At 62.4% G+C, this 12,172-nt stretch carries 9 protein-coding genes; 4 read left to right on the plus strand and 5 right to left on the minus strand.

What is annotated here, in order from left to right; all coding sequences use genetic code 11:
* Positions 1–47: 47 nt before the first annotated feature.
* Positions 48–521 carry an Lrp/AsnC family transcriptional regulator gene (locus GSQ88_RS32955; RefSeq protein WP_159012422.1) on the minus strand — a complete coding sequence of 158 codons (474 nt, stop codon included), beginning with the start codon at positions 519–521 and terminating at the stop codon, positions 48–50.
* 120 nt (positions 522–641) lie between these two features.
* Here GSQ88_RS32955 and hppD point away from each other — a divergent pair, with 120 nt between their 5' ends.
* Positions 642–1,760 carry a 4-hydroxyphenylpyruvate dioxygenase gene (gene hppD / locus GSQ88_RS32960; protein ID WP_159012423.1) on the plus strand — a complete coding sequence of 373 codons (1,119 nt, stop codon included), beginning with the start codon at positions 642–644 and terminating at the stop codon, positions 1,758–1,760.
* A gap of 328 nt (positions 1,761–2,088) precedes the next feature.
* Here hppD and GSQ88_RS32965 read toward each other — a convergent pair whose 3' ends face one another.
* The 4 genes from GSQ88_RS32965 to GSQ88_RS32980 all read right to left on the minus strand — a co-directional run bounded on the left by GSQ88_RS32965 (position 2,089) and on the right by GSQ88_RS32980 (position 7,192).
* On the minus strand, positions 2,089–3,201 hold the full coding sequence (locus GSQ88_RS32965; protein ID WP_283810729.1) for a CaiB/BaiF CoA transferase family protein: 1,113 nt from the start codon (positions 3,199–3,201) through the stop codon (positions 2,089–2,091).
* A 255-nt stretch (positions 3,202–3,456) separates the two neighbouring features.
* Complete coding sequence (locus GSQ88_RS32970; protein ID WP_159012425.1) at positions 3,457–4,257, minus strand: FAD binding domain-containing protein; 801 nt, start codon at positions 4,255–4,257, stop codon at positions 3,457–3,459.
* 14 nt (positions 4,258–4,271) lie between these two features.
* Positions 4,272–6,617, minus strand: a complete 2,346-nt coding sequence (locus GSQ88_RS32975) for a xanthine dehydrogenase family protein molybdopterin-binding subunit (RefSeq protein ID WP_159012426.1) — start codon at positions 6,615–6,617, stop codon at positions 4,272–4,274.
* An 89-nt stretch (positions 6,618–6,706) separates the two neighbouring features.
* Positions 6,707–7,192: a (2Fe-2S)-binding protein gene (locus GSQ88_RS32980; protein ID WP_159012427.1), complete on the minus strand. Its 486-nt coding sequence runs from the start codon at positions 7,190–7,192 to the stop codon at positions 6,707–6,709.
* A 374-nt stretch (positions 7,193–7,566) separates the two neighbouring features.
* On the opposite strand from GSQ88_RS32980, the gene GSQ88_RS32985 reads away from it, so the two are divergent.
* The 3 genes from GSQ88_RS32985 (at position 7,567) to otsB (ending at position 12,133) form a co-directional block, all read left to right on the plus strand.
* A complete protein-coding gene (locus GSQ88_RS32985; protein WP_159012428.1) occupies positions 7,567–9,537 on the plus strand; it encodes a methyl-accepting chemotaxis protein in 1,971 nt (656 codons plus the stop codon).
* A gap of 265 nt (positions 9,538–9,802) precedes the next feature.
* A complete protein-coding gene (locus GSQ88_RS32990; protein ID WP_159012781.1) occupies positions 9,803–11,281 on the plus strand; it encodes an MFS transporter in 1,479 nt (492 codons plus the stop codon).
* A gap of 27 nt (positions 11,282–11,308) precedes the next feature.
* Entirely contained in the window at positions 11,309–12,133 is an 825-nt protein-coding gene (gene otsB / locus GSQ88_RS32995; RefSeq protein ID WP_246785208.1) for a trehalose-phosphatase, read from the plus strand.
* Positions 12,134–12,172 lie beyond the last annotated feature (39 nt).

The raw sequence follows: 12,172 nt of genomic DNA on the forward strand, positions 1-12,172 counted from the left end.
AATCCAAAGCCGGGCGCGATGGCGAATTTCCCTCGATTTGGGACCTGCTAGCGCAATGCCTTGAGCGGCAGTTTCGCGCTTTCCTTCAGGCGATCGAGCACGATCGAGGAGCGAACATGCGCCACGCTCTGGTGCGGCATCAGCACGTTGTTGACGATGTCGGACAGGCTTTTGAGATCGCGCAATATCACCTTCAGCAGGTAATCGGCGTCGCCGGTTAGCGAATAGGCCTCCTGGATATCGTCGACCCGGTTGACCAGGGCGCGGAATCGCTTGGCATTGTCCGGCGAATGGGTCGCCAGCGTAATGTGGATGAAGGCGATCAGGTTGAAGCCGAGCGCTTCGCTGGCCAAATCAGCATGATAGCCCGCGATCACCTTCTCCTCTTCCAGCCGCATGCGCCGCCGGGAGCATTGCGACGCCGATAGGCCGACCAGATCGGCCAGTTGCTGGTTGGTGAGGCGGCCGTCGTCCTGCAGCGCGCTCAATATTTTGAGGTCAAAGCTGTCCACGGATATCATGCGTATAATGCCCATATGATGCACAAATCATGCATCAATATAGCGGAAGGCGGCTTCATTTGCATGCACTTTGCGGCCCTGATGGCGGAAACTGCTTCCAACAGAATCAGGAGATTCGATATGGGACCATTTCCGCACGACGCCCCGGCCGCCATCATCAGCGCTGACAATCCGATGGGCACCGACGGCTTCGAGTTCGTCGAATACGCCCATCCCAATCCTTCGGAGCTGCACGCGCTGTTCAAGCTGATGGGCTATGCGCCGGTGGCGCGCCACCGCACCAAGAAGATCACTGTCTACCGGCAGGGCGACATCAATTATCTGGTCAACGAGGAGCCTGGAACCCACGGCTTTGCCTTCGTTGCAGCGCACGGACCGTGTGCGCCCTCGATGGCGTTCCGGGTGGTCGATGCGAAGCGGGCCTATGAACGCGCGCTGTCGCTGGGCGCCGAGCCGGCCGAGATTTCGGCCGAGCAAAAAACGCTCGATGTCCCCGCGATCAAGGGCATCGGCGGCAGCCTGTTGTATTTCGTCGACCGCTACGGCGCCAAGGGCTCGGCCTATGATTCCGAGTTCGAATGGCTGGCGGCGCAAAATCCGCGCCCCGAAGGCGCGGGGCTGTTTTATCTCGATCACCTCACCCATAACGTCCATCGCGGTCGCATGGATGTATGGACCGGCTTCTATGAAAAACTGTTCAATTTCCGCCAGATCCGCTTCTTCGACATCGAGGGACGCGCGTCGGGCCTGTTCTCGCGTGCGTTGACCAGCCCCGAGGGCAAAATCCGGATTCCGATCAACGAGGATGCCGGCGATTCCGGCCAGATCGAGGAATATCTCAACGTCTATCGCGGCGAGGGCATCCAGCATATTGCCTGCGGCGCCAGGGATATCTATCGCACCGTCGAAACGCTGCGCGCCGACGGCCTGCCGTTCATGCCGTCGCCGCCCGAGACCTATTTCGAGAAGATCGACAACCGCCTGCCCAGTCATGGCGAGGACGTCGCGCGGCTGCGACGTGACGGCATCCTGATCGACGGTGAGGGCGTGGTCGATGGCGGGCACACCAAGGTGCTGCTGCAGATCTTCTCCGCCAACGCGATCGGACCGATCTTCTTCGAGTTCATCCAGCGCAAGGGCGACGACGGTTTCGGTGAAGGCAATTTCAAGGCGCTGTTCGAATCGATCGAGGAAGACCAGATCAGGCGCGGCGTGCTGAAGGTGGATAACGCGGCATAGATATCCCGTAGGGTGGGCAAAGCCACCGGGTCGCGCGAATGCGCGCCCGATGACAGGCTCCGCGTGCCCACCATCTTCGTCATCAAGCGATCCGCTATTGATATGGTGGGCACGGCGCAAGAGCGCCTTTGCCCACCCTACAGGCCTGACCGTCATCCCCGGGATGAACGCAATTGCGTTCACCCGTGAGGTGCGCGCTCTTTCTTGCGCGCCTCGAAGGATGTTGTTCAGCATTGTGTTTGCGGCCATCCTTCGAGGCTCGCACCGGACAGCGCAAGTGCGCTGCCGGGAGAGCTCGCACCTCAGGATGACGGTGTGTTTGCGGTAATTACTTCCCCGCGCCCCACTCGCCCGTCAACTCGGCGATATCCGCTTTCGCCGCATCCCGAATCACGGACGGCGTGCGCGAAAATCGCGGCGCGGGCGCCGGCTGGGTGACGCCGTGGCGCGTGACGAAGGTCTCGCGCGCCGCCATATGCGGATGGTGCGGCGCTTCCTGCATGGTCAGGATCGGCGCAAAGCAGATGTCGGTGCCTTCCATGATCTTGCACCACTCGTCACGGCTCTTGGTCTTGAATACCTCGACCAGTTTCTGCTTCAGCCCCGGCCAGCCGTCGCGGTCCATCTGCGCATCGAAGCAGGCTTCGGACAGGCCGGCGCGGTCGCGCAGCAGCGCGTAGAATTGTGGCTCGATCGAGCCGATCGAGACGAACTGGCCGCACGCGCATTCATAGACGCCATAAAAATGCGCGCCGCCGTCGAGGAGGTTGGTCTCGCGCTCATCGGTCCAGCGTCCCGCGGCCGCCAGATCGAAGAACATCGACATCAGCGACGCCGCGCCGTCGCACATCGCGGCGTCGACCACCTGGCCCTTGCCGGATTTTTTTGCTTCCAGCAGCGCTGCGAGCACGCCGACCACGAGATAGAGCGCGCCGCCGCCGAAATCGCCGACCAGATTGAGCGGCGGCACCGGCCTCTCCTTGGTACCGATCGCGGCCAGCGCGCCGGTGACCGAGATATAATTGATGTCATGGCCGGCGGCCTGCGCCAGCGGGCCTTCCTGACCCCATCCGGTCATGCGGCCGTAAACCAGACGCGGATTGCGCGCCAGCACCATTTCGGGTCCGAGCCCCAGCCGCTCCATCACGCCGGGACGAAAGCCTTCGACCAGCGCGTCGGCATGGGCCAAGAGATCCAGCGCTTGCGCGATCGATGCCTTGTCCTTGAGGTCGAGTTCGACCACCTTCCGCCCGCGCCCGGCGACCGATTTCAGATTCTTCTTGGCACCGACGCGATCGAGCGTGACGACCTCCGCGCCCATGTCGGCCAGCATCATGCAGGCAAAGGGACCGGGGCCGATGCCGGCGAATTCGACGATGCGAACGCCTGCCAGCGGGCCGGAGGCATGGGTGGCGACTTGCGGGGCTGATTTATCGAGCACGTTGTTTTTTTCCATTGAACGTTTCCTGCCAAAATAGTCTCGCCTTAGAGGCGGCATAGCAAGCGTCAATTGGTCGGAATATGACCAAATGCAGAGCGGCGCGCATCGCTGCGCGCCGCTTGCATGGTTCAAGATGGGATAGAGCATGATCCGGAAAAGTGGGTACCGGTTTTCCCGCGGGACAAACGCGAAGCGTTTGCCCGGAGATCATGCTTAAATAAAGGGATAGAGCGGGATAACATCCCGCTCTATAGCTCAGCCGGCTTCGGCGACCGCGCGTTGCGCCATTACCTTGATCAGATTGGCGCGATAGGCCGCCGATCCGTGAATATCGGTCAACAACCCGCCGGCGGAAATCTTGATACTGTCGAGCGCTGCCGCCGACCAGTTGGCCTTCAAGGCCGCCTCGATCGCCGGTACTCGCATGACGCCGTTTTCCGATGCACCCGTCGCGGCGACCCGGACGTCTCCCGCCTTGGTGCGGGCGACGAACACGCCGGTCAGCGCGAAACGCGATGCGGGATGCCGCATCTTGGCATAACCCGCCTTGGCTGGAACCGGGAATGCGACCTGGGTGATGATCTCGCCATCCTCAAGCGCGGTCGTGAACAGGCCCTTGAAGAAATCATCCGCCGATATCGAGCGCTTGTTGGTCTTCACGGTTGCGCCGAGCGCCAGCAAGGCCGCCGGAAAATCCGCGGCCGGGTCGTTGTTGGCGATCGAACCGCCGATGGTTCCGCGATGACGCACGGCGGGATCGCCGAGCACCGAGGTGAGGTAGGCAATTGCCGGGATCGATCTCTTTACATCAGCACTGTGCATGATGTCGAAATAGGTCGTCGCGGCCTTGATGGTCAGCGTATCGCTGGACGCTTCGATGCCGACCAGATCCTTGATCCGCGCGAGATCGATCACGTCGGAGGGTGCCGCCAGCCGCTGCTTCATCACCGGGATCAAAGTGTGGCCACCGGCGAGATATTTCGAGTCCGAGCCCTTGGCGAACAGTGCCGCGGCTTCGTCGACCGAGGAGGCGCGATGATAGGATGTCTCGTACATGATCGTGCTCCCTGTTATGCGTTGCCGTGGATGGCGTGCCACACCCGGTCGGGCGTCGCCGGCATCTCGAGTTTGTTGTTGTCGATCGCGTCCGTGATGGCGTTGATTACGGCAGCCGATGCACCGATCGCGCCGGCCTCGCCGCAGCCCTTGACGCCGAGCGGGTTGCCCGGACACAGCGTCGGGGTGTGCGACAGCTTGAACGACGGCAGATCGTCGGCGCGCGGCATCGCGTAGTCCATGAACGACGCGGTCACGAGCTGGCCGCTGGTGTCGTAGATGGCATGTTCGAGCAGCGCCTGGCCGATGCCTTGGGCGAGGCCGCCATGGACCTGGCCCTCGACGATCATCGGGTTGATCAGCCGGCCGAAATCGTCGGCGGCGACGAAGTTGATGAAGCTGGTCTTGCCGGTGCCGGGATCGACCTCGAGTTCGCAGATGTAGGCGCCGGCCGGGAAGGTGAAGTTGGTCGGGTCGTAGAACGCGGTCTCCTTCAGGCCCGGCTCCATACCATCGGGCAGATTGTGCGCGGTGTAGGCGGCGAGCGCGACCATCGGCAGCGCGATCGATTTGTCGGTGCCGGCGACCTTGAACTCGCCGTTTTCGATGATGATGTCGCCTTCGGACGCCTCCAATAGATGCGCCGCGATTTTCTTGCCTTTGGCTTCGACCTTTTCCATCGCCTTGATGATGGCGGTGCCACCGACCGCGATCGAGCGCGAACCATAGGTTCCCATGCCGAACTGCACCTTGTCGGTGTCGCCATGGACGATCTGCACCTGGCTGATCGGCACGCCGATCCGCTCCGCGATCAGTTGCGCGAAGGTGGTCTCGTGGCCCTGGCCATGGCTGTGCGATCCCGTCAGCACTTCGATGGTGCCGACCGGATTGACGCGGATTTCCGCCGACTCCCACAGGCCGACGCCGGCCCCCAAGCTACCGACCGCCTTCGACGGCGCGATGCCGCAGGCTTCGATGTAGCAGGAGACGCCGATGCCGCGCAGCTTGCCCGCCGACTTGGCGGCGGCCTTGCGCGCCGGGAACCCGGCGTAGTCGATCGCCTTCATCGCCACGTCCAGCGACACGTTGAAGTCACCGATGTCGTAGGCCATGATTACCGGCGTCTGATGCGGGAATTGCGTGATGAAGTTCTTGCGGCGCAATTCGGTCGGATCGACCTTCAACTGCCGCGCCGCGGTCTCCAGCATGCGCTCCAGCAAATAACTTGCCTCGGGCCGGCCCGCGCCGCGATAGGCATCGACCGGCGTGGTGTTGGTATAGACGCCCATCACCTCGGCATAGATCGCCGGAATATTGTATTGGCCCGACAGCAGGGTCGCGTAGAGATAGGTCGGCACCGCCGACGAGAACAGCGACATATAGGCGCCGAAATTGGCGTAGGTCTTGACCCGCAGCGCGATGATCTTGTTGTCCTTGTCGAACGCCATCTCGGCTTTCGAGACGTGATCGCGGCCATGCGCGTCGGTGAGGAAGGACTCGGTGCGGTCGCCGGTCCATTTCACCGGGCGTCCGACTTTCTTCGAGGCCCACAACGCCACCATCTCTTCCGGGTAGACGTAGATCTTCGAGCCGAAGCCGCCGCCGACGTCGGGCGCGATCACCCGCAGTTTGTGTTCCTGGGCGACATTGTAGAACGCCGACAGTATGAGACGGGCGACGTGCGGATTCTGCGACGTGGTGTGGAGTGTGAAATGCTCCTCGGCTTCGTTGTATTCGGCGATCGCCGCGCGCGGCTCCATCGGGTTAGGCGCCAGACGATTATTGGTGAGATCCATCGTCACCATATTGGCGGCCTTGCTGAAGGCATCCTTGACCGCCGCTTCGTCGCCGATCGCCCAGTCATAGACCACATTGCCCGGCGCTTCCGGATGCAGTTGCGGCGCGCCCGGCTTCATCGCCGATATCACGTCGGCGACCGCGGGAAGCTGCTCATATTCGATCACCACGGCTTCCGCCGCGTCCTTGGCCAGGTTCTTGGTCTCGGCGATCACCACGGCGACCGCCTGGCCGACAAAACGCACGGTTTCCGGCGCCATCGCCGGCCACGCGCCCATCTTCATCGGGGTGCCGTCCTTGGAGGTGATCGCCCAGCCGCAGATCAAATTGCCGATCTTGTCGTCGACGATCTGCTGGCCGGTCAGCACGCCGACCACGCCGGGCATTTCCATCGCCGCGGATGAATCGATGCGCTTGACCTTGGCGTGCGCGTGGGGGCTGCGGATGAAATGGGCGTGGGTCATGCCCAGCACCTTGATGTCGTCGACGTAGCGGCCCTTGCCGGTGATGAAACGTCGGTCTTCCTTGCGCACAACGCTTGCGCCAATGCCTTCAACGCCCATGTCCTGATCTCCCTACCGGAGTTTTTGATGTCCGCCTGTTTTCATCAAAACGAGGCGGTCTTGAATTGGTAGCTTTTCGCCGGCGGCAGCTATTCCGCCGCCTGCGAAACCTTCATGCGTCCGGCGGCGTCGAGCACCGACTTGACGATGTTGTGATAGCCGGTGCAGCGGCAGATATTGCCCTCGAGCTCGTGCCGGACGGTCTCTTCGTCGAGATTGCCGCTGTGCCGGTGCACGATATCGATCGCCGACATGATCATGCCCGGCGTGCAGTAGCCGCACTGCAGTCCGTGATTGTCGCGGAACGCGGCCTGCATCGGATGCAGCTCCTCGCCCTTTGAAATACCCTCGATGGTGGTGACGTTGACGCCGTTGGCCTGGCCGACCAGCACGGTGCAGGATTTGACGGCCCGGCCGTCGATATGGACGACACAGGCGCCGCACTGGCTGGTGTCGCAGCCGACATGGGTGCCGGTCAGATTGAGATGATCGCGCAGGAGATGGACCAGCAAGGTCCGGTCCTCGACCTCCGCCGAGACCGCCTTGCCATTTACCGTCAGTTTGACTGTAGACACGCTGGTACCTCCCGATGATTTTTAATTAGTCCAATTAGAAGGACGGCAGCGAAACTTTGCAACTAGGAACTTCGTCGCGGAAGCTGTTGCAGCGCGGCCCAGACCGAATGATTTCCTCCTGCCGGGTCCTTGTACCGGGCGATCAGGCGGTTTTCTGCCCCGAGACCGGCCCCGGCCGCAACCTGGAGATGAGGGCGCTTACGTAAATTTACGGCCCTTTATCCATTGTGTTCTAGCTTACCACCCGGGGTCGGCGCGCGTTCGCGCGGCCTTGCGACAAAGCAATACGGGGGGTCAAGGTGGGGTCGTCGAGGCGTGTCAGGCTACAATCGCCGTCCGTGAGGCTTCCAAGCTTACGGTTTCGCGGCAAAATCATGCTCGGCTTTGCCGTCGTGCTGGCGATCACCGCCGTCAGCATGGGCTTCGCTTATTTGGGCTTCGAGGACGTTTCCGCCGGGGTGGCCTCCTACCGAAAGAGCGTTTCGGAAGCCGATCTGGCGCGCAACATCGACCGCGAGCTGATCTCCTATCGTGGCCTGGCGCGCTATTATGTGGTGACCGGGAAAGAAGACGACGGCAAAGCAGCCCTGAAGGCCGAAGCTGATCTTAAAGGTGTCATCGAGCAGGCGATGAAGGGCACCACGAACCCCGCTGCGCTCGACCAGATCACGCGCCTTGCCAGGGAATTCGGTGCCTTCACCAAGATTTTCGCTGAAATTCTAAAGGTCAAGAACGACAGCACCCTGGTCGCGCAAAACCAGCTCGCGCGCGGCGGCAATATGTTGAAATACAAGCTCGACGAACTCGTCGGCAACGCCGGGGAAGCCGAGCTTCCCGCCGTCGAACTCGGCGTCAAGCAGGTGATCGCGCAATATCAGGCGATGACCGCGCTTGCCAATATGTTCGTCGTCAATTCGGATCAGACCGTCGCCACCAGCGCGTTGGCGCGGCTCAAATTCGTCGAGAACTCGCTGCACGCGATCTCGACCCCCGACGACAAGATCGTCGCGGGCCTCAAGGAAGCCTCCAGGCTGATGGTGGAATACGGGCAGGCCCTGAGCAGACTGGTGGAAAATTCCAAGTCGATCGAGGAATTGACCGGTGAAATGACCGACTCTGCCGCCGCGATCATGAAGGGCTCGGGCGCGATGAAGGCGGATCTGGTCGCCGATCAGCAACGGCTCGAGGCCTATTCGGATGCAACCATCGCCCGGACCGAACGGCTGATCGTGATGCTCGCGGCCGGCGGCTTCCTGCTCGGCGCTGCGCTCGCGACCTTGCTGGGCAAGGGCATCTCCCGACCGATGATCGCGATGTGCAAGGCGATGCGCGAACTCGCGGGCGGCAATTTCGACGTCGTGCTGCCGGGTCTCGGCCGCAAGGATGAACTCGGCGAGATGGCGGCTGCAGTCGAGGAATTCAAACTACAGGCGGTCGCCAAGGCCGAGCGCGATGCGGCGACCCAGGAAGCCCAGAACAGAGCGAGCAGTGCTGCGCGCCGCACCGAACTGATCAGCTTCGCCGATGAATTCGAGGCCGCGGTCGGCGCCATCGTGTCGAACGTTTCGGCCTCCGCCGTGCAACTCGAATCGGCGGCGGGAACCTTGACCCGCACAGCCGAGACCACCCAGAGCCTGTCCAGCAGGGTCGCAGGTTCGTCGGAGCAAGCGTCCAGCAACATGCAATCGGTCGCCTCCGCCACCGAAGAGCTGTCCACGTCGGTCGATGAAATCGGCAAGCGGGTCCGCGAATCCAACCGCATTGCCGAGGCCGCGGTGCTGCAGGCGCAGCAGACCGATGGCCGAATCGGCAAGTTGTCGCGCGCGGCGCAGGAAATCGGCGACGTCGTCAAATTGATCACCGCGATCGCCGAGCAGACCAATTTGCTGGCGCTCAACGCCACCATCGAAGCTGCCCGTGCCGGTGACGCCGGACGCGGCTTTGCCGTCGTTGCCTCCGAGGTCAAGTCGCTGGCGAGCCAGACCGCCAAGGCCACCGACGAGATCTCCTCGCATATCCTGGGCATGCAGGGCGCGACCCAGGAATCGGTCGCGGCGATCAAGGAGATCGGCGGCACCATCAGCCAGATCTCCGGGATCGCTTCGTCGATCTCGACCGCGGTAGAACAGCAAAGCGCGGCGACGCAGGAAATCGCCCGCAGCGTTCAGAATGTTGCGAAGGGCACCGACGAAGCCGCGGCCGACATCATGGAAGTCAACCGCGGCGCCACCGAAACCGGTTCAGCTTCCGAAGAGGTGCTGAACTCGGCCCGCACGCTGTCGACCGAAAGCACGCGACTGCGCGCAGAACTCGACCGCTTCATGGCCAACATCCGCGCGGCATAAAAACTCGTTCCCAGCGCAGCTCGCATCATCGTCTCGGCATCTGGGCCGAGACGACGGCGAATGGCGTCATCGACGCGCGTCGCTGCTACAACGAATTGCACCACAAAATCAGCCTGCGGTCATACCGCGATGCGGGAACCCTGACCGCGCGCGGGCGTTGTCGCGTGTGGCAATCGTCATGATGGCTGCGATCACATTCTGAGAACCTTGGAACGGCGTGTTCCGGGGTGTTTCTCATTGGCAAATTGGCATGGATTGGCAACGGATGCGGCTTGGTTCGGCGGCCAGGGATAGCGTTGTGGCTTCTGCACCGGTGCGGCAGGACAACGATCGCATCGTCGAAACCAGCATTCCCGCGCGGCTTGATGCTCTCCACTGGAGCAGCTTTCACACCCGCGTGGTGCTGGCGCTCGGGATCACCTGGATCCTCGACGGACTGGAAGTCACGCTTGCCGGCGCGCTGGCCGGGGCGTTGAAGGAAAGTCCGACGATGCGGTTTTCCAATTTCGACGTCGGATTTGCCAACAGCGCCTATCTCGCCGGCGCCGTGCTTGGCGCGCTCGGCTTCGGCTGGCTGACCGATCGGATCGGCCGCCGGAAACTGTTCTTCATTACGCTGGCGGTCTATCTCACCGCGACGGCGGCGACCGCGCTGTCATGGAGTGTCGCAAGCTACGCGCTGTTTCGCTTTCTGACGGGTGCCGGGATCGGCGGCGAATACACCGCGATCAATTCGACGATCCAGGAATTGGTGCCGGCGCGCTATCGCGGCTGGACCGATCTGTTGATCAACGGCAGTTTCTGGATTGGTGCCGCGATCGGGGCGACCGCTGCGATCGTGCTGCTCGATCCCGCCACCGTCGGCCCGGATCATGGCTGGCGGCTGGCGTATTTTATCGGCGCAGGCCTTGGACTCATCGTGCTGGTGATGCGGATGTGGATTCCGGAAAGCCCGCGCTGGCTGATGATTCACGGCCAACCCGAGCAGGCCGACGCCATCGTCGGCGATATCGAGCGATCGGTCACCGGACATGTGCAGCAGCAGGATTTGCCGAAGATCAAGATCAGAATGCGGGATCATACGCCGCTGCGCGAAGTGGCTATCACGCTGTTTACGACGTATCGCCAGCGTTCGCTGGTCGGGCTGGTGCTGATGGTGGCGCAAGCGTTTTTCTACAACGCGATCTTCTTCACCTTCGCGCTGGTGCTGACCGATTTCTTCCACATCCCGGCCGACCATGTCGGCTGGTATTTGCTGCCGTTCGCGGCCGGCAATTTTCTCGGGCCGCTGCTGCTCGGGCGGTTGTTCGATACGCTCGGCCGCCGCGTCATGATCACGCTGACCTATGGCGTATCGGGCGTTCTGCTGGCGCTGTCGGGTTACCTGTTTTCGATCGGCGCCCTGAGCGCGCAAGGCCAGACCATCGCATGGATGGTGATCTTCTTCTTTGCTTCGCCCGCGGCAAGTGCGGCCTATCTCACCGTCAGCGAAACGTTTCCGCTCGAAGTGCGGGCGCTGGCCATCGCGCTGTTCTATGCGATCGGAACCGCGATCGGCGGCGTCGCGGGCCCAGCCTTGTTCGGCGCGCTGATCGATACCGGATCGCGCAACTCTGTTTTCGCCGGCTATCTGCTGGGGTCGGCTTTGATGGTGACTGCCGCGGCCGTGGCGTGGCGTTACGCCGTTGCGGCCGAGCGCAAATCGCTCGAATCTGTCGCACAGCCGCTGGCTTTTGTGGAGTAGGATGAGATGAATCAGGGTCTGGCCAAAATGCCGTTGCAGGAAGATCTATCGCCCCAAGAGTCGCCCCAAGGCCAGCAGGCGCCGGACGCCGTGCCGGTGCCGCGTGCACTGGTGCCGCATTTGAGCGAGATCGCGATCCTGCTCGATATCGACGGTACGCTGCTCGATCTGGCGCCGACGCCGCGCGAAGTCTGGGTGCCGCCGGACCTTGCGAAAACGCTCGCCGGTTTGCTGGCGCGGACCTCCGGCGCGCTCGCGCTGGTCAGCGGACGTTCGCTCAACGATATCGATCTGATCTTTGCGCCCGAACAGTTTCCGGCGGTCGGAGGCCATGGCGCGGAAATGCGGCTATCGACCGACAGCGAGGCCGTCGCCACCCATGCGCCGCCGATGGACAAGGAATTGAAGCGGCGGCTGGCGGCGATTGCCAAACTCAGTCCGGGAATACTGCTCGAGGACAAGGGCTATTCGCTGGCGCTGCATTACCGGCTGGCGCCACATGCGGAGAAGGCGATCTACGAGGCGGTGTCGCTGATCAGGGCCGATCTGCCCAATGCCCCGATCGAAGTGCTCCCCGGGAAATGCGTCTGCGAAATCAAGCATGCCGGATTCAACAAGGCGTCGGGCGTGACCGAGTTGATGAAACACGAGCCGTTTCGGGGGCGACGTCCCATCTTCATCGGCGACGATGTCACCGACGAAACCGTGTTCGCGATCATGCCCGAGCTCAAGGGGCTCGCCTTTTCCGTCGGCCGGCGCGCGCAGGGCGTGAACGGTCATTTCGACGAACCGCGCGACGTGCGCGCGTTCCTGGCCGAGTTGCTCGATAACGACGTCGCCGTCGGGCGATAACCGGCGTCATTTTGTCGGAATCAATGTTGATTTGAGCAG

The sequence above is a fragment of the Bradyrhizobium sp. S69 genome (assembly GCF_009766005.1).
In the GTDB taxonomy this organism is placed as follows: Bacteria; Pseudomonadota; Alphaproteobacteria; order Rhizobiales; family Xanthobacteraceae; genus Bradyrhizobium.